The sequence below is a fragment of the Paenibacillus sp. FSL W7-1088 genome, from assembly GCF_037969855.1.
Lineage (GTDB): Bacteria > Bacillota > Bacilli > Paenibacillales > Paenibacillaceae > Paenibacillus.
In genome coordinates, this window is sequence record NZ_CP150216.1 from 1,872,684 (window position 1) to 1,890,143 (window position 17,460).

At 42.5% G+C, this 17,460-nt stretch carries 25 protein-coding genes and 3 pseudogenes; 27 read left to right on the top strand and 1 reads right to left on the bottom strand.

What is annotated here, in order from left to right:
* Positions 1-85: 85 nt before the first annotated feature.
* The 15 genes and pseudogenes from MKY42_RS08570 to MKY42_RS08640 all read left to right on the top strand — a co-directional run.
* On the top strand, positions 86-1,042 hold the full coding sequence (locus MKY42_RS08570; protein ID WP_090894844.1) for a radical SAM protein: 957 nt from the start codon (positions 86-88) through the stop codon (positions 1,040-1,042).
* Between the two features lie 216 nt (positions 1,043-1,258).
* A complete protein-coding gene (locus tag MKY42_RS08575) occupies positions 1,259-2,245 on the top strand; it encodes a phosphodiester glycosidase family protein (RefSeq protein ID WP_218152267.1) in 987 nt (328 codons plus the stop codon).
* Positions 2,246-2,247: 2 nt separating this feature from the next.
* Positions 2,248-3,261 (top strand): bifunctional glycosyltransferase family 2/GtrA family protein, encoded by a 1,014-nt coding sequence (locus tag MKY42_RS08580; RefSeq protein ID WP_090894846.1) that lies wholly within the window; start codon positions 2,248-2,250, stop codon positions 3,259-3,261.
* A 195-nt stretch (positions 3,262-3,456) separates the two neighbouring features.
* On the top strand, positions 3,457-3,885 hold the full coding sequence (locus tag MKY42_RS08585) for a VOC family protein (RefSeq protein WP_090894848.1): 429 nt from the start codon (positions 3,457-3,459) through the stop codon (positions 3,883-3,885).
* A gap of 19 nt (positions 3,886-3,904) precedes the next feature.
* Positions 3,905-4,231 (top strand): DUF962 domain-containing protein, encoded by a 327-nt coding sequence (locus MKY42_RS08590; protein ID WP_111619912.1) that lies wholly within the window; start codon positions 3,905-3,907, stop codon positions 4,229-4,231.
* A 40-nt stretch (positions 4,232-4,271) separates the two neighbouring features.
* Positions 4,272-4,979, top strand: a complete 708-nt coding sequence (locus MKY42_RS08595; RefSeq protein WP_111619911.1) for an AAA family ATPase — start codon at positions 4,272-4,274, stop codon at positions 4,977-4,979.
* Positions 4,980-5,017: 38 nt separating this feature from the next.
* Positions 5,018-5,581, top strand: coding sequence for an AAA family ATPase (locus tag MKY42_RS08600; RefSeq protein ID WP_111619910.1), 564 nt, complete (start codon positions 5,018-5,020; stop codon positions 5,579-5,581).
* 18 nt (positions 5,582-5,599) lie between these two features.
* Complete coding sequence (locus MKY42_RS08605) at positions 5,600-6,088, top strand: isochorismatase family protein (protein ID WP_339850425.1); 489 nt, start codon at positions 5,600-5,602, stop codon at positions 6,086-6,088.
* A gap of 84 nt (positions 6,089-6,172) precedes the next feature.
* Positions 6,173-6,385, top strand: coding sequence for a hypothetical protein (locus tag MKY42_RS08610; protein ID WP_339850427.1), 213 nt, complete (start codon positions 6,173-6,175; stop codon positions 6,383-6,385).
* Between the two features lie 175 nt (positions 6,386-6,560).
* Positions 6,561-7,082 (top strand): GNAT family N-acetyltransferase, encoded by a 522-nt coding sequence (locus tag MKY42_RS08615; protein ID WP_339850429.1) that lies wholly within the window; start codon positions 6,561-6,563, stop codon positions 7,080-7,082.
* Between the two features lie 34 nt (positions 7,083-7,116).
* Complete coding sequence (locus tag MKY42_RS08620; RefSeq protein WP_090894861.1) at positions 7,117-7,524, top strand: hypothetical protein; 408 nt, start codon at positions 7,117-7,119, stop codon at positions 7,522-7,524.
* 84 nt (positions 7,525-7,608) lie between these two features.
* A complete protein-coding gene (locus MKY42_RS08625) occupies positions 7,609-8,070 on the top strand; it encodes an NUDIX domain-containing protein (RefSeq protein WP_090894864.1) in 462 nt (153 codons plus the stop codon).
* A gap of 102 nt (positions 8,071-8,172) precedes the next feature.
* A complete protein-coding gene (locus MKY42_RS08630) occupies positions 8,173-8,787 on the top strand; it encodes a hypothetical protein (RefSeq protein ID WP_090894865.1) in 615 nt (204 codons plus the stop codon).
* Positions 8,788-9,270, top strand: a complete 483-nt coding sequence (locus tag MKY42_RS08635; RefSeq protein ID WP_339850434.1) for a GNAT family N-acetyltransferase — start codon at positions 8,788-8,790, stop codon at positions 9,268-9,270.
* A gap of 52 nt (positions 9,271-9,322) precedes the next feature.
* Positions 9,323-9,433: pseudogene (locus MKY42_RS08640) on the top strand (DUF4188 domain-containing protein); the annotation flags it as partial.
* A 13-nt stretch (positions 9,434-9,446) separates the two neighbouring features.
* Here the strand turns inward: MKY42_RS08640 and MKY42_RS08645 are convergent.
* A pseudogene (locus tag MKY42_RS08645) lies at positions 9,447-9,563 on the bottom strand (DUF4188 domain-containing protein); the annotation flags it as partial.
* On the opposite strand from MKY42_RS08645, the gene MKY42_RS08650 reads away from it, so the two are divergent.
* From MKY42_RS08650 to MKY42_RS08705, 12 genes and pseudogenes are all read left to right on the top strand, one after another.
* Positions 9,556-9,795 (top strand): DUF4188 domain-containing protein, encoded by a 240-nt coding sequence (locus MKY42_RS08650; RefSeq protein ID WP_339850435.1) that lies wholly within the window; start codon positions 9,556-9,558, stop codon positions 9,793-9,795. The pseudogene MKY42_RS08645 and the gene MKY42_RS08650 overlap by 8 nt on opposite strands.
* Before the next feature lie 52 nt (positions 9,796-9,847).
* Positions 9,848-10,366, top strand: coding sequence for a hypothetical protein (locus tag MKY42_RS08655; protein ID WP_339850436.1), 519 nt, complete (start codon positions 9,848-9,850; stop codon positions 10,364-10,366).
* Between the two features lie 35 nt (positions 10,367-10,401).
* Entirely contained in the window at positions 10,402-10,785 is a 384-nt protein-coding gene (locus tag MKY42_RS08660) for a hypothetical protein (RefSeq protein WP_339850438.1), read from the top strand.
* A gap of 365 nt (positions 10,786-11,150) precedes the next feature.
* Positions 11,151-11,450, top strand: a pseudogene (locus tag MKY42_RS08665) (hypothetical protein); the annotation flags it as partial.
* 70 nt (positions 11,451-11,520) lie between these two features.
* The gene (locus MKY42_RS08670; RefSeq protein ID WP_339850440.1) at positions 11,521-11,931 is read left to right on the top strand and encodes a hypothetical protein; all 411 of its coding nucleotides are present in this window, start codon (positions 11,521-11,523) and stop codon (positions 11,929-11,931) included.
* Entirely contained in the window at positions 11,921-12,259 is a 339-nt protein-coding gene (locus MKY42_RS08675) for a hypothetical protein (RefSeq protein ID WP_339850442.1), read from the top strand. The genes MKY42_RS08670 and MKY42_RS08675 overlap by 11 nt, the downstream gene beginning before the upstream one ends.
* Before the next feature lie 230 nt (positions 12,260-12,489).
* Positions 12,490-13,167, top strand: coding sequence for an HAD family hydrolase (locus MKY42_RS08680; protein ID WP_339850444.1), 678 nt, complete (start codon positions 12,490-12,492; stop codon positions 13,165-13,167).
* Positions 13,164-13,676 carry a hypothetical protein gene (locus MKY42_RS08685; RefSeq protein WP_339850445.1) on the top strand — a complete coding sequence of 171 codons (513 nt, stop codon included), beginning with the start codon at positions 13,164-13,166 and terminating at the stop codon, positions 13,674-13,676. The genes MKY42_RS08680 and MKY42_RS08685 overlap by 4 nt, the downstream gene beginning before the upstream one ends.
* Positions 13,677-13,714: 38 nt before the next feature.
* Positions 13,715-14,563: an adenylyl-sulfate kinase gene (locus MKY42_RS08690; protein WP_339850447.1), complete on the top strand. Its 849-nt coding sequence runs from the start codon at positions 13,715-13,717 to the stop codon at positions 14,561-14,563.
* A gap of 208 nt (positions 14,564-14,771) precedes the next feature.
* A complete protein-coding gene (locus tag MKY42_RS08695; RefSeq protein ID WP_339852817.1) occupies positions 14,772-15,833 on the top strand; it encodes a GNAT family N-acetyltransferase in 1,062 nt (353 codons plus the stop codon).
* A 124-nt stretch (positions 15,834-15,957) separates the two neighbouring features.
* On the top strand, positions 15,958-16,557 hold the full coding sequence (locus tag MKY42_RS08700) for a GNAT family protein (RefSeq protein ID WP_339850449.1): 600 nt from the start codon (positions 15,958-15,960) through the stop codon (positions 16,555-16,557).
* Positions 16,554-17,447: a PhzF family phenazine biosynthesis isomerase gene (locus tag MKY42_RS08705; RefSeq protein ID WP_179265390.1), complete on the top strand. Its 894-nt coding sequence runs from the start codon at positions 16,554-16,556 to the stop codon at positions 17,445-17,447. The genes MKY42_RS08700 and MKY42_RS08705 overlap by 4 nt, the downstream gene beginning before the upstream one ends.
* Positions 17,448-17,460 lie beyond the last annotated feature (13 nt).

Here is a 17,460-nt window from a genome sequence, read left to right on the forward strand (position 1 = left end):
ATAATGTCATATCGGGCATCGACCGAGATTCGCTATAATCTCCAAGTTGAAAAAACATGGATAAGGAATCGGGAGGTACATCGAATTGACAGCGAAAAATAGATATAAATCACTTGAGCTTGAAACACCCGGCGTATATGAACTGGAAGGACTGGAGGTCGGCGTGACCTCCAATTGCAATTACAAATGCGACTATTGCTGCGCCTACAATCGGGACGATGGGCAGTGCATAAGTGGTCAAGAGGTCATCCGAATCATCCGTGAGCTTCCGCGGCTCAAGCGGGTGCGTTTGTCCGGGGGAGAGGTGACTCTGAAAGTTCAGGATTGCCTGGAGATTGTGACGTATTGCGGGGAACATGGCATCGACACGCAATTAAATACCAATGCCAGCTTGCTAACGGAAGAACGAATTCATGCTTTGCGGGATGCAGGCTTGTCCAATATTCATATTTCGTTCAACTATACAGATCGGGATGCATATGCTGCGTATTACCGTGTACATCCCCGCATGTATGAGCGATTGGAGCACAACATTCGTCTTTGTACTGAAGCAGGGCTGGAGACCGTCTTGGAGACGCTGCTATTTGAAGGCACCCAAGCCAACATGCAGGCTATTAGCGATAAAGTCTATGAACTGGGTGTGCGCATCCATGAGATCCAGAACAGTATCGTGATGCCACATAGTCAATGGAGCCAGATTGCTTCCAAAGAATCACTCATCCACTCCGTAAACGATCTGATCAAGCACAAGAAAGAAGATACGACATTATATTTTACCTGTATGGATCGTTTCGCGGAGCAATTGGGATTACGAGAACAATCGGGTGTGTATTTCTCCAATTGTGTGGATGGGACGAAGCAGCTGCATTTGCACGGCAATGGAGATATTCTCATCTGTGAGTTATGCCACCCAGTCGTGATCGGTAATATATATACGGGTACGTCTTTGAAGGATATTTATACCAAGCAGCCACAAGCGTTAACGGATTATCTAGAAAAGAAACCCTGCCCTGCATACGATGCTCTCTTTGCAAGTGAATAGTCACGTTTATAGAAAGCTTTTTAGCATCGTACTTGTCCCTATTTGGGGTACATATATAGATTGAGATCCATCATTATCACTTATATGGAAGGTTGTCTGATTTCCTCTCGGGGGAATGGATGACCTTCTTTCTTTGCGTTCAGCCTGTTTCAGATTCATTTAAGCTATCCAGCCTATGATGAGCCTTAAGAACTTAGATGAAGAGGTGAACTTCACATGATGAAGATCTATCCAAAAACCAACGAGAACGACCCATATAAAAAGGCAAAACCAAGGCGCAAATGGCTGATGATCACCCTTGTTATTGTGCTAGGCCTTGGTACCGTGATATACAGCCTGGCAGATCGCTATTTAATCCGGCATGTGCAGGTAGTTGTAGCGGATGACAATACATCAGCAACCAGCACCTCCAGCGATACTTCAACCCCGGCGACTGAAGTGAATGCAACGTCAGATGACTGGAACTATTCCAGCGATGACATGCAGGTCAAGATCGACAAGGTGCAGACGGGCTCTGGCTCAGATCAGATCACGTATTACGTCGCAGATGTACAGCTGACAGATGCGAGCAGCCTGCGAACGGCTCTGGCAGATAACAGCTTTGGCACGAATATTACCGAGAACACTTCAGAGATAGCAGCCGCTAACAACGCCATCTTTGCGATCAATGGTGACTACTACGGCTTCCGCGATGATGGCGTAATTATCCGCAATGGTACGGTATATCGGGATGATCCGGTGCGTGATGCGATGGCATTGTTCAGTGACGGTACGATGAAGACGTATAACGAGACGTCAGTATCCTCATCGGAACTGCTGGCGGAAGGTGCGACCAATACGTTATCTTTTGGGCCCATTCTGATTCAGGACGGTGAGATTGTATCTGACTTCAGCAGTGTGAAAATCGATAACAACTTTGGCAACCGGTCGATCCAGGATGCCAATCCGAGAACTGCCATCGGCATGATCGCCCCGAATCACTATGTATTCGTTGTGGTGGACGGACGACAGGATGACAGCCGTGGCATGACGCTCGCAGAGCTCGCCGATGTCATGAAAGGTCTTGGAGCAAAGGAAGCCTACAATCTGGACGGCGGTGGTTCATCCACAATGTATTTCATGGGTCGGGTTGTTAATAATCCGCTGGGTAGAAACCAGGAACGCGGCGTAAGTGACATCCTTTATCTGAAGGAGGGACAATGATCATGACCATATTAATTCCATCATACGAACCGGATGTTCGTTTATTGAATCTCGTGTTACAGTTGCAGACGTTTCAGTTAGGACCCATTGTCATTGTAGATGATGGTAGCGGGCCAGGTTACAGGGGGATTTTCGAGACAGCAGAAGCTTATGGGTGTACGGTCCTGACACATACGGTTAATCTGGGCAAGGGGCGTGCGCTAAAGACAGGATTCCAACATATCAAGGAACATGGCCCACAGGGTGGTATTGTGTGCGCAGACAGTGACGGACAGCATTTGCCGCATGATATCAAACGCATCTTTGATGTACTATTGGAGCAAACGAGCCCGGGAATTGTACTGGGTAGCCGTCGGTTCAGTGGAACCATTCCAGCGCGCAGCCGTTTTGGCAACACGGTCACAAGAGGAGTCTTTTCTCTCACGACAGGTACGAAAGTATATGATACACAGACAGGCCTGCGAGGTTTTCCGTACTCGATGCTGGACTGGTTGTGCCAGATAGCGGGGGAACGGTTTGAATACGAAATGAACATGCTGCTAACAGCGCATAAAGAAGGGTATGAGATCACGGAGGAGTTTATTGATACGGTCTATCTGGATCATAACAAATCTTCTCATTTTCGCCCATTGGTAGATTCATTCCGTATTTATATGCCGATTCTGATGTTCAGTACGTCTTCGGTGTTATCGGCCTTGATCGATTTTGGCTTACTGTTCGTGATCCAGTACTTCACGCATAATCTGTTCCTATCTGTCGTTGCAGCGAGACTGTGCAGTTCCATCTTCAACTATACGATTAATCGGAAGTATGTATTTTCAGCTGGAAAAACGTCCAGAGTCCGTCAGTCTTTACCAAAATACTTCTCATTGGTCATTCTCGTTCTGCTATTAAATTACGGATTGTTGTACTTCTACAATGAAAAATTGATTATCCCGCTGATTGCAGCCAAGTTGTTAACAGAGGTGTCGATCTTTGTGTTCAGCTATTGGGCGCAGCGCAGATTTGTATATTAACTCTAAATATTAACTTTGTATATTAAAACACAGAGAGAGTAAGCATACCGCTTGCTCTCTTTTTTTCATTCATAACCGTTTCATGTTAACCTCGTTATGGGGTACGATGGAGATAGCCATTTTATGTAATGAACTGGGAGCTTATATGGATGAATTCATACCACTATCAGTACAAGTACATGGGAGGAATAAATTATGGTTCCACAGCGAGTGAGTCTGGTCACTATCGGTGCGATGCATTTGTCTGAATTGCGTTCGTTCTATCAGAAGCTTGGCTGGAGTGAGACAGCAATCAGTTCAGATCAGTACAGTGTCTTTGAAACGACAGGTGTATTGTTATCGTTATATCCCATTCAGGAGCTTGAGAAAGATACGGGTATGACATTCAGTGCATCTGACGGGTTGAAGGGAACGTTGCTGGCAATCAATGTGGATAAAGCCGAAGATGTTGATGATACCATTGCGAAAATTCGCGCAGCCGGAGGCAATGTAATTAAAGAGCCCTACGACGCTGCTTGGGGTGGAAGAATCGCCTATTTCCTGGATCCGGAGAATAACTGCTGGGAAGTCACTTGGAATCCAACTGCCGTATTTGATGAAAAAGGAGCCATGATCACATTTTAGGTGAAATGAGTGTGACCGGATGTTGAACCGTGTTCGCAAGGACTTGCGTTATTATCTTCAGGAACATCAGGATCGGAACAACCTCATCTTGCATTATTTCGCATTTTTATCGGCGTTTGTGGCCTGGATTTTCTTGTTCATTAATATTAAAGTCATGCTGGTTCTGGCTCTTATCCATTACGCCCTGTCCTGGATTGGGCACTTCTATTACGAAGGCAACAAACCGGCGGCATTCCGATATCCGCATATCGGTTTTTATGCCGGGTTTACCTGGTTTTTTATCAGGACCATTGAGATCATCACCCGCAAAGATATCATCCATTCTTGGATCAATAAACAGGACTGAAACCAGTAGGAGTCGAACTTTATAAAATAGGAGTGTGTCTATGTATCTTCGAAGTGTGGAGTTACTGTCTGCTAAAGTCGAGAATCCGGATCAATATCCGTTTCACATACCGTCCATACAGTCTCTGGAGCGATTGGAATTCAACAATAACATTACTTTCTTTGTTGGCGAAAATGGATCGGGCAAGTCCACACTGCTCGAAGGTATCGCTCATCAATGTGGATTCAATACAGCCGGGGGTGGGAGGAATAACTACTTTGAGATTGATGCTGCAGAATCGTCATTAGGGGATTATTTGCGTTTATCCTGGCTGCCCAAAATCTCCAAAGGCTTCTTCATGCGTTCCGAGTCCTTCTACCAGTTTGCATCACATGTCGATGCGACGGATTCCATTGATTATTACGGCGGGCGTTCGTTGCATGAACAATCCCACGGGGAGTCATTTCTCAATCTGTTCGTGAACCGATTCAATTCCAAAGGCATTTATCTGCTCGATGAGCCCGAAGCCGCCTTATCTCCAGCCCGTCAACTCTCCTTGTTGCGCATTCTTCATGATCTTTCAGACCATTCCCAATTTATTATCGCGACGCATTCGCCAATTCTATTGGGATATCCGGGAGCATGCATTCTGAGCTTTGACGATGGTGAGATTCAGGAAGTGGATTATGAGGATACAGAGCATTATCAGATCACCCGCAGTTTCCTGGAAAATCGCGACCGAATGCTGAACGAATTGTTCAAGGACTGAAATAATGGAGCGATTAACATCATAAAGGAGGGATTGACTTGAAACATCGAATACATATCTTTGGCGCATCGGGCTCAGGAGCTTCTACTCTGGGTCAGGAACTGACAACCAAGCTTCCTCATATCAACCTGGATGCGGATGACTATTATTGGCTTAAGAAGTTCACTTCAAGGAGGAAACCGTCGGACAGAATAAAAATGTTATCGGATGATCTGGATCAACATCAGCAGTGGATTCTCTCAGGGTCGGTTTGTGGTTGGGGGGATCAGTTGAAGTCGCGTTTTGATCTGGTCATTTTCCTGCATGTACCCAATGAGATCAGACTTGAGCGTCTGAGAAAGAGAGAAGCCCTGAGGTATGGTGATGCGATTTTGCCAGGTGGAAGCATGTATGAGGAGTCCAAGGCGTTTCTGGAGTGGGCCTCTCAATATGAGGATGGAGGTTTGAATGTACGTAGTAAAGCGCTGCATGAACATTGGATGAAAGATTTAAGTTGCCCGATTTTGAAGATTGAGGGGAGTCATTCTGTTCAGGAGCGCGTGGATATTGTGCTGCAATATTTGAATGAAAATGCAAATGAAAATGGATCAGTAGAAGATTGATTTTAGAGGAGAGATGATATGAAAATAGGTTTTCTGATCGTGGATATGCAAGAGAGTATTGTACGGGATAAATTAGATCAAAAAGCAATTGACCGCGCTTGTGAATATATCAATCATGTTGCAGACGTGCTTCGTTCGAGCGACCATGTGGTAGTTCATGTACAAGACGTGGAAGGGATGGAGGATTCAAATTCTGAGGCGTATCGTATTATTTCTGAGGTTGATGTGAATGAGAAGGATCTGACGGTGACGAAGGAGAGCTCCAATGCATTCTGGCAGACAGACTTGGAGCAGATTCTGAAGAGCCGTAGTGTTGAGCTGTTGATCATATCGGGATTTGCCGCCGAGGAATGTGTTCTGTTTACTTATAATGGCGCGATAGAGCGAGGATTTAGACCTGTCATGTTGCAAAATGGGATTCTCAGTACGCATTCCGAAGCGGTGATCTCAACCTATAGAGACCGGAACGTGATTTCTTATCCTGTAGTTAATTATCTAATCAAATAAGTGTCAGTCGGTTAATTCTAGATATTGTTGATTACTGTATAAATGGAGGTGATGATTTTAAATATACTTAGCATCGCTTTGATCATGTGGATTGCAGTAGGGTTAGTACTTTTCGTTCAGGGGTTGAAGAAAGGATCTCCACTTATGCTCTTTTTCGGTGTGATTTCGATCCTGGCTCCCATACTTACGTTCATAGGCTGGCTGACTTTATTACCTTTTGTTAATCCCGTTGCACTTGCTATTGCATACCTTGGGAAGAAAAAGCAAACGACAAATATGCTTAAACGGACTCTGTAAAAGGGTCTATTTTTTATACATAAGCATTTTCACCAAGACAGGATACTTCACGATTTAAATCAAACTTTGCCTATATCTGCTGTGGTTGAAACGATATATTGAGAGCAGGACACAGCAAGAGCGCTGTGTATATCGATAAGATTGAGTGTAAATCTCATATTAAGGGAGATGTGCAATGATGATGAATGTACAAATCACGAGAATTTTAGCAGAAAAGAAGGAGTTATTTCTGAACCTGTACAACTTGTATTTATATGATCTTTCCGAATTCTCGGGTGAGGATTTGCTAGAAGAGGGGAAATTCGATCCAACGAATACCTATCTCTATCTGGAACGGGCGGAATTACATCCGTTTTTTATTCTATTTGAAGGAAAGGTAATTGGACTTGTGCTGGTTTGCTCTCCTCCATATGTAGATGGTGATGTCGACTTTACAGTTCAAGAGCTATTTTTGGTCAAAAAGTATCGTGGGCAAGGACTAGCGGCTCAAGCGGTTGATAGGGTGTTTGCACAATTTCAGGGCAGATTCAAAGTGGAGCAACTGGCTAATAACCAATCGGCTGTTTCATTCTGGAAAAAATACTATGAACAACATCACATTGAATATGTAGAGTCGGAGTATAGCATTGAAATTGAAAACATCGCTGGCAGCCATCGGATTCTGTCGCAGACGTTTGTACGTGCAAGAACGGACTAGATTTATGTGAATCGTAACTAGGAAGGATGATTATTTGTTTGTTATAGTAGCTTCAAAAGGCAGGTTCAAGTGGATTTCAGGAATATTTCAAGCAGAAGAGGTAGCGCTACATTACATGGAACAAATTCCTGAAGAGCTGAAAGAATACCAAAATTTAATTCATGTAGAGGAGATGAAATATCCTTTTTATATTATAGAGAGTCAAAGGGATTTTCAGTTTCTAACTAAAGATGAAGTGATTGTACTTTTCAATCATACGGACGTGTCAGAAGACGAAGATGAGGTGCACTTCAATATCTATACAGTTGATTCCGATTACAGACCGAAGAAGCCGGGCACAGACTATATGGGCATACTTCATCATGATCATGTGACCAATGAATTTATTGCGAAATACAAAGAAGAAGGAACTGAGATTCTGGTCAAAAAAAGGATCTTTTAGATATTCGCATTTACCAATACATGGGTTATGACGAATGAAAGATTCACTAGAGGGGAAGCGAGCCATTAGAGAGGAGAATGATGAATGACAAGCCGCATTGTGGTTACGGGCGGAGCTATTATTCGTGATCATATGGGTAGAATACTGCTGCAAAAAAGATCAGATTATGGCGATTGGGGATTACCTGGTGGTGGTATGGAGCCCGGTGAGAGTATTGAAGAAACTATGATTAGAGAAGTAAAAGAAGAAACGGGGCTTGACGTGAGTTCGTATGAACTGGCATCCATCTACACAGGTGAGAAAATGAAATATACATATCCGGATGGCAACGAGGTTGTATTTGTAATGTTCCTGTTCAACGTCTCCGCGGAGTTGGGTGGGAAACTTGATGATGATCAAACAACCCTTTTATTTAAAGATGAACAGAATGAATCGCTAGAGCTTGTTTTTAAAAGTCTAGATGAAATTGATATTTCCACAATCAACAAGGTACAGAAGCCTGTATTGGTAGATTTGATGCAAGGGGAACTCACAATTCTGCGTTAAGCCCTAGAGGATATAAAGAAGATTTTGAGAGGGAATAGGGAAAATATAGTTTGTGAGTAAAAATTAAAATCCCCCATTTTAATAGAGATAGGAGCATTTATTATGCCTTGGCCTATGGTTCATTTTGCAATCACGTCTGAATTATTATCTGATCCAACCCCTGAATTTATAGTGGGAAGTCTTGCTCCTGACGCCATTCATGTGAGAACGAATGAAAAAGTCGAAAAGGCAAAAACTCATCTCATGCCAGAGACAGGACGATTTGCAACAGACGAAGAGCTCGGGGCATTTTTTAATTCCAACAAAGAACGCGCGCAGAGTGATCCTAAGTTCATGCAATATTTGTGCGGCTACATCGCCCATGTATATACGGATCGGGTTTGGACTTTCGAGATTTATCCCGCATATGAGGAACACGCCAATGGACGAAGTATTTATACGCAGGATGTTACGAAGCTGGAATTTATGATTTTGAGAAAAGGGTCTGATGACCAGGATTTATTGAATAAGCTGGAAGCAGGTCAAGCATTTGATTTAGGTGGATTGCTGGAGCAAGAGGTGTATCAATATAGAAAAGAAAAAGCAGACTTTTTAAATAACCTTGAAAATGAGCCCTTAGATGATTTGAACATTTTATCTATGGAAGCTATAGAAGAGTTTATACAAACAACGGCCCAAAGACTTAGACAGTTGTTTACAAAGTGGGAGGTATTCTAAATGAAAAAACGGATTAGCCTCGCCCTATATAATGAGAAGTACGCTCAAGAGTTGGCTAATTTTTCATTAAGTGATGAACAGGTTCAGTTTACTGCAATGCCTGCGGAAGTGATGGAGGAAGCCTTCCAAAATCCGAACAAATATCCGGTAGTGATTTTAAATGATGAGATTCCAGTTGGTTTCTTCATATTACATAAACATTCTGAATACGTAGAGGAAAGAGATACTTCCCGTACAATACTGGTACGTGCGTTATCCATTACGTTAGAACATCAGGGGAACGGGTATGCACTCACTGCCATGAGGGAACTGCCTACACTGGTTAGGCAGCTTGATCCGAAGGTCGATGAAATTATTTTAGCTGTGAATGAGGGGAATATTGCAGCACAAAAGCTGTATCTAAAAGCAGGTTTTCTGAATATGGGCGAGCGGAAAATGGGCATCAATGGTCTTCAACTGATTTTGCAATATAGAATGGTGTAGGGGATGAATTACGGCAAACAAGACGGCATATTTGATAAAAAGGGGGACTAATGTGGCGAACATACACAAGGGAAGATATTCAGCTGAGATCGAAGGCGAGTTTGTTGTTTTTATTATTGGAATGAGGGTTAATCGCCTGTGGGCCATACATAAGTGGTTACCTGCAAGTGCAGACCACCGCGTGCGTATTTCTCCAGTTCATCATAAGATCTCCAATATTGCAGCAGAGTCACTCCACGCCAGCTCATAAAAAATTCCGTTCCCAGAAAACCGGTATCTGGGTTCATGTACAGTGAGGCTTGGAAACGATTTAACCAATCCGTTGGATCGGATGGAAGCGTGGGCATTTATCATGAAACGTACAAAGCTCAATCCGGTTCATATGAGACCATATATGCGAATATGCCCAAATTCGGATTGGCTAAAGTGTCTAACCATGTTCCAGCGACAGGCAGGAAAGAAACGTCCAGACGTAGAATGGGTGGAGAGAGTGATCCGGCAGTAAAAACACCAAAGAATCCTTAACATATGACGCAAGGGAAGTTCGAATGTACAATCATCGCAAGTAGAGAGGAGCATGTTATTGAAAGTTAATGTCAAACCAGAAGATTTGGGTTCTGAGCAGCTTAGCTGGCTATGTGTCCAACCGATGTTGATCTCCGTTCGTGGTAAAGATGTTGCAGCAAAAGTGGAGGTATATCGGCAATTACATGAAGGGCAACAAGCGATATTTTTGTTCTATTCTTATCATAACCATACGAAAAGCCTGGCGGAGTTTTATTGGTTTTCGGCGTACAACATTATTGACATGAAGAGCTGGAATGGAATTAGGAACGGGATGCGCTATTTTAATCAAAATGAAATGGTAACTCTGCTGGACGACATCGAGCGTTTGATTACAGATAAAAATAAAGATGGAGACACATGGCGTGAGGTTCTGCCCACGGATTTGGAGAAAGACCCGATCCTGCTGCAAAGAACGGAAGAACTATACGTTAAATATCGAGCCGCGGCGCAGGCTGCTATTTTACACATGAATGAAATAATTCGGAGTAATCAGGAGATGTATCTGGAGATTACGGAGATCAACGCCTAAAGTAATCTCAAAATATAAGGAGGAGTGATCATTTCATGAAATCTCCAGGTGGATCTATTTTTCCTTATTATTATAAAGGTGGAGAAATCCATTGTCTGAAATATGGCAGCAAGCATAAGGACCAAGATAAGCTTTTCGATGTGATGAGACAAGAAGAGGCTTTCATCTTAGGGATCAATAAAAAGCTCAAGGTTTGGGTGGATATGTATGAGACGAAGATTACCAAAGAAGTCTTGGAACAGTTAATCTGCAACATAAATAATCTCAAAGATCATGTGGATAAGCTCTCATTTGTAGGACTATCAGGGATGGATCGTTGGAAATTGAAAAGAAGATTGAAGAGCCTGGAGTTGGGGCAATCTGTATCATTTTATGCTGATCCTGAAGAGGCAAAGACATGGCTGATAACGGATCGATGATTTGATCTTTAGCAGCAGGTATGGGTAAAGGTCAATAGGAGAGCTACTTTTCATGGAGTAGTTCTTTTTTTCATGCTTTTTGAAGGCGAAACTATGCTGTGTTAATTCGAAATTCTTCTAACATAACAGGTACTTCACACAATTCAATTCTATTTCTATGCTAAAATAGATAGCAGGAAAAAAGCGGAAGAATTAAACAATATTCTGAACTATCTTAGACAGTGTGACTTATATGACTTTGTTAATTTTTCCAAAGAGGAATGGGTCTCTAATTATAAACAGTACTACAAACTACCTTAGTTATATCCAACATGTGAGAAATGAGATGATTAATGATGACAAATGCTGATTCCATTCAGGAACAGATGCAGATGTGCCAGAAATATTGCGCAGACTATGTACCCAGTGAACTGCACCATAAGATCGGAATCGCCTGGAACGTCAAGGAAAAGTTGCAACCGATTCACGGAATGCGTATTCAGCCCGTAGGAGATACAACCGGATGGTATATTTGGGCAGAAAAATACTCGGATGCAGATGATTTTTTTGTACCCTTACATGTAACACACATCGATGAGTGGGACCCAAAAATTAAGAAGTATCTCGGACTTGCGCCGGGATGGCGGTTTGTGATTGCAGAAGATTATGAGGATGTATGGTTTGACGAACAGTTGCTTAACAGGTCATAAGCAGAGCAAACAATGAGTTAAATGGAACTTTGAAAGGGGTCATAAAATGGCAAGTGTGCATGATAACATCATATTAAGTTACGAAGTCGATTTGGAGAATGAACGCATTAGGATGCGTACCCGTTCGTATCACTCTGATCTGTCTGAAGATACGGATATCCTTTTCTCAGGTGTATTAGCACACTCATTTGAAACACCCTTGCAAGGTAGCATTATCTTCGATATTGACGAGGTTGCTTTAGACCATTTTATCAACTACAATCGCGAGTTGTTGGAGAAGGGGAAAGGTCAGGGCTGGCCTATTACGTATGAAACTGATAAAGAGCTGGAAACCAAGTTGATCGAGGGGGAATATCTGTACTTTGTCATTACATCATCGTATGGGTTAAGTGGCTGGGTTTTGGCTAAAAAGGTTGAGATGATAACGAAGATGCGGAATGAACAAGATGAAGAATAGATTTAGCTATGACCGGCATATGATCCGTAAATTACCAGTAGTTATGGGTCTTGTCATTTTAGTTGTCATTATGATTATTACCAATCCAACCAGAACTGATTTTTATACATGGCTGGAAAGCCAGTATGGTATACATGTCTCCTACGACATCAATGAAACGACGTATACACAGATCATGAACGGCCAGGAAAAAAGTCTTAATTTCAGAAGCGGACATATACAGCATGCGGGAATCTTTACCACGTATAATGAGACTTTTATGGATGCTGAGGGTAAGGAGATCAACATTAAAGCCATTGGTGTAATGAATATGTTTTTTAAAAGATAGTTGGTTGCTGTTTTAGAAAGGGTTTATCGACATACCACGCTTTTGTATGATGCAAACATGCAGAACAGCGTGGTTTTTGTGTTGCACAGAATTCGTAAGAAGGGGCGGATTACGTTATTTGGTTCATTCGCAAATTCCACATTATGGGTTATGATGTACCTACAGAGAAAATTTAACATACATAGGAAGTTTTTTTTTCGAATTGAGATTATTCTCGTGGGAGGAATAGAATGAAAGCCATTTTCCTTGATTTCTATGGGACAGTTGTTCATGAAGATGATGATATTCTTCCTGTGATTTATAAACAAGTTCAAGCGTCAGCACAGGTGGAATGTACAACGGATGAGATCGGTGCTTACTGGTGGAAGGCTTTTTCAACATTGTTTTATGCAAGCCACGGCAGCCAGTTTACCACGCAAAGAATGCTGAATGTGCAATCTCTGGCAGAAACGCTTCTCCATTTCAAATCGGATCTACAAGCTGAGTTACTTAATCAGGAACAGTTGGCACATTGGAGTAACCCTTGTATATTTGCTGATTCAATTCCCTTTCTTCATTCTCTTGAAGTTCCGGTATATATCCTTTCTAATATCGATACGGATGACGTGAAAGCCGCAATGAAGGCACATCACATTGAAGTGACCGGAGTAATTACTAGCGAGGATGTTCGATCTTATAAGCCAAGGTCAGAGATGTTTGATGAAGCGATTAACAGGTACGGTTTGCAGCGAAATGAGGTGATCCATATAGGGGATTCTCTGGTTAGTGATGTACAAGGAGCGCAAAATGCGGGAATTAAGGCTATCTGGTTGAATCGAAAAGGAAAACCCCAACCTCAACAGATTACACCGGATTATGAGTGCAAAGATCTTGGCGAAGTTGTGCATATGTTGGAGGCTTGGATATGAAAAAGTTAACCGTGTTGTCGTTATTATTTCTGTTCTTAATTGCCTGTCAGGATAAAACAATCCATGAAGCTGTGCAGAAACCGACGATTCCAGTGACGGAAAGTGTTACTGATGAAGCAATTGAGCAGAAGGACGATGAAGCAGAAGCACCCAATAAAGACAAGGGCATTCCTCCTGTTTACCTTGATGAAACGAAGTATACAGGTGATGAACTGGAAATCGTCAAACTGATGAACGTTCGCATGCGTTATATATGGGAAGAGGATGAGAAAGGCTATATGAGCCTTTTTGATCCGCAATCGCCAGTCTCAGGCATGCCAGTTTCAAAAGTTCGGAAGGTGATCTCAATGAGCAAGATCAAGATTCGAGAGCAAAAGAAGCTCTATGAGGCACTTGTGATGGTTACTGAATTAAGAGAGAACGGGGAAGAGTTCGGCCCTAGCATGGTGTTCTGGAAAAAGAAAGCGGATGGCGATGCTGCGAAGTGGATTTTTGCAGACATCGATTAACAACAACTGAAGGAAATGAAGTAAAGGGTGATGAAATCATGACGAAACAATTGATACTTATTGAGGGATTACCGGGTTCAGGAAAGTCGACGATTGCCAAGATGGTATCCGAGATTCTGACTGAGCAAGGCAAAAAGGTGCAACTCATCCAGGAAGGGAATCTGGATCACCCTGCTGATTATGATGGTGTAGCCTTTTATTCTGCGGAAGATTTCAGGTCTTTGGTGGATGCTCACGAGGCATGTAAACATATATTGGAGAGCAGAGCTGCAGCCTATCAGGAGGGTTTCCTGATTCCGTATCGCAAAATGAAAGAGGAATTTGGAGTGAGTTTCCCTGATCATGTGGTGCAGGAGATATTTAGCAAAGATATTTACGAACTGCCTTTTGAACAAAATATGAAGCTGATCACCGAAAAATGGCGGGGTTTTACCGAAAGCGTGATAAGTGCGGATGATGATTCCATCACTATATTCGAATGTTGTTTTATTCAAAATCCATTGACCATAGGTTTGGTGAAAACCAATCAATCCAGAGAAGAAAACGTGCAATATGTTCTGGAATTGGAGCGCATCGTTCAACCATTAAATCCGCTACTAATCTATATTCATCAGGAGGATCTTGCACATACCTTTGACAAGGCAATCCAGGAAAGACCTAAGGAATGGTCAGATGGATTCGTACAGTATTACACAAACCAAGGATGGGGGCTGGCGGAAGGATATCATGGTGTTGAGGGCACGGTGAAGGTTCTTCAGGCAAGAAAAGAGTTGGAAACCGAGATTTATCAGTTACTGAAGATGGACAAACACTGGCTGGACAATTCGGAATATAACCGCGTTGCTTGCCAGGAGGAACTGGAGAAGATCCTGAAAGTTTCACTTTGAGATACTAAAGTACAAGTACAAGATTTCTTAGCACGGCAATACCATACATAATGGAGGTTTATTTTTATGTTAATTCTCGAGGCAACACTAATTGTCATTACCGCTATATTGTTCATCTTAGGTGTAAGGAACAAACGCAAAACATTAATCAGATGGGGTATAGGGAGTTTAACTTTGTTGATTGTACTTTTTATTCCATCGTTTGTTAATGGATTTGTGGAAGGGTTGTCCTCTGGTTGGTCGGCAAAGTAAACCTGGATGCATTCAAAATGATGGAGGTTTATCCGTTGTTTTTGAAAAAATGATCCGGAGTCATCAGCGTGACATAGATAGCATTAAACATTACGTTCAGAAATTGGAGGAGTTTATGGATATCACATTTATTCGTCATGGTCACGCTGAACATTTGCTTCATTATCCTCATCAGCTAAACCAGTTGCATCCCGGACTCACTGAACAAGGAAAGAGGCAGGCGACTGAATTGCGAAAGCAGATTAAAATCTTACCGGAAGACCTCGTTTTGGTGAGTCCTTCAAAACGAACGATAGAAACGGCATTCCTCTTAACATCCAGCGATAAACTGACAGTCTGTCCACTCGTTGGCCCGAGAATGTTCCCTCAAAATCCGGAGTTCCCCGTTCTGCGCTGTGATCAGATCTATTCGAAAGATGAATTAAATGCTCAGTATGCGGAGCTCCGAATTCTGGATTTTGGACTTGATTGCTGGTTGGATGGGATTAATCGAATGGAAGAATATCTATTTGAGGTTTATGCTGGACAGCTAATTCAATGGTGCAGAGAGCAGAGCGGGAGTACTTTTATCATTTCACATGATGGTACGATAACAAGTTATAGAGTTTTTCTTGGAGAGCAGGGGTTAACCCGAAGTGATTTTCTAGGAGAAGCAGAAGAAATCATACAATTTCATATGGATGATTCAGGTTGCAGGTATGGTCTGTTCAATAAAGTAAATAATCATTTCCTCGGTACAGTCGGATTTCACTGCTGGGCCAAAAGCGAACCGTCAAGCGCGGAGCTTGGATTTGATTTATCCCGTTCCTATTGGGGGCAAGGTTTAATGCAAGAAGCTTTAATCGAAATCATCAAAATTGGTTGGAATGTTATGAATCTTGATTTTATTGAAGCCACAGTAGAGCAGGCCAACATTCGGTCACAGAACCTGTTAGTTAAGATGCATTTTTCAAAAGCCGATGAGTTGAAAGGTGACTTGTTCTACTACACGTTGAATAAGGAAGAGTTTATTTTGTAAGCGGTCAAAGTTCAAGATCAATTGGGCTCAAGATGCATCTTCAAGTCATAGAAGATATATGAATGGGCAGATGCAATAGTTCTATGGAAACGACGGCCTAAACAAAAAAAGGAGGTAAATTGAAATGGAGTTCGCGGGACAGAAGATAAGAATAACACCTGTCACAGAACAGGACCTCGACTTTATATGCACACTTGAATGTGATGCAAGTATATGGAGCTTTGAAGAGGACGTTGAAACGGATACTGAGAAAGTTCGTGATAAATATCGTAGTCATTTTTCAACTACGGATGAAGAACCGTATGCCTATGATTTCATTATTCGTCGTTTGGAAGATCCCGAGGGAGAACCAATTGGTCTTATCCAGATGTGGAGCTATGTAGGTCATAGAAAAAGCTGGGAACTCGGATTCGCGCTGCTTCCGAATTATGTAGGGAACGGCTACGGCAGTGAGGCTACGAAACTTTTATTAGAATTTGCATTCAACGGGTTACACGCCCATAAAGTTATAGGTATGTGCAATGCTCAGAATGTCCGATCTGCTGCGCTGATGCAGCATGTGGGGATGACACGGGAAGCCGTGTTCAAGGAAGAACTTTGGTGGAACAACCAATGGACGGATCAATATTTCTTCTCCATTTTAGAAAAAGAGTTTAGTGAACGAAGAGGGAGAAATTCCGATGACCAAGTTGGTCTTGTCAAGTGGAAGGTGGGTCTACAATGAGTGTAATCACTGTATATCATTATGATGCTTTTTCGACGGTTCCTGGTAAAGGTAACCCGGCCGGAGTCGTTTTTCATGCCGATTCGCTCAGTGAGGAAGCGATGCAGCAGATTGCGCATAAAGTTGGATTCAATGAAACGGTCTTCGTGATAAGTTCCGAGGTAGCAGATGTTAGATTACGATATTTTACACCTGGTCATGAGATTAATCTGTGTGGGCATGCCACGATGGCATCCATGTATGGGTTAAAGACTAGAGGGCTACTGGAGGATAAGCAGTCGATTACCATTGAGACTAATGTAGGCATATTGCCGATTCAGTTCCAGCAGGATGGCGATAAGATCAACATTGAGATGAAGCAGGATCAGCCCCGTTTCCTGCCATTCCAAGGTGACTTAGAGAAGCTGGCAAATTCGATTAATCTAACCATGGATGATATTGATCTATCCACACCCATCGTCTATGGAACTACGGGTACCTGGACGTTATTGATACCGATTCGTAAACTGACTTCTTTCCAACAAATGAAACCGGATTCTTCTCTATTCCCTGAGATATTAGTTGAAAATCCGAAAGCTTCTTTGCATCCCTTTACGCTGGAAACCCGCGATTCAGATGCTCTAATGCATGCCAGACATTTTTCTTCGCCCTTTTCGGGTACTACGGAAGATCCGGTTACGGGAACAGCATCCGGTGTGATGGGTGCCTATTATTTGGAGTATATGAATTCTGAGATGGATCAGGCTCTTTTTGTTGTGGAGCAAGGACACGAGGTTGGCAGAGATGGGAAAGTTCTTGTCAGTGTGGTCAGAGATGGACAGGACATGGATGTCAGAATACAAGGCACGGCTGTTTTTGTGGAGGAAATGAAAGTGGAGTTAGATACGTAACAACGTAAATGAA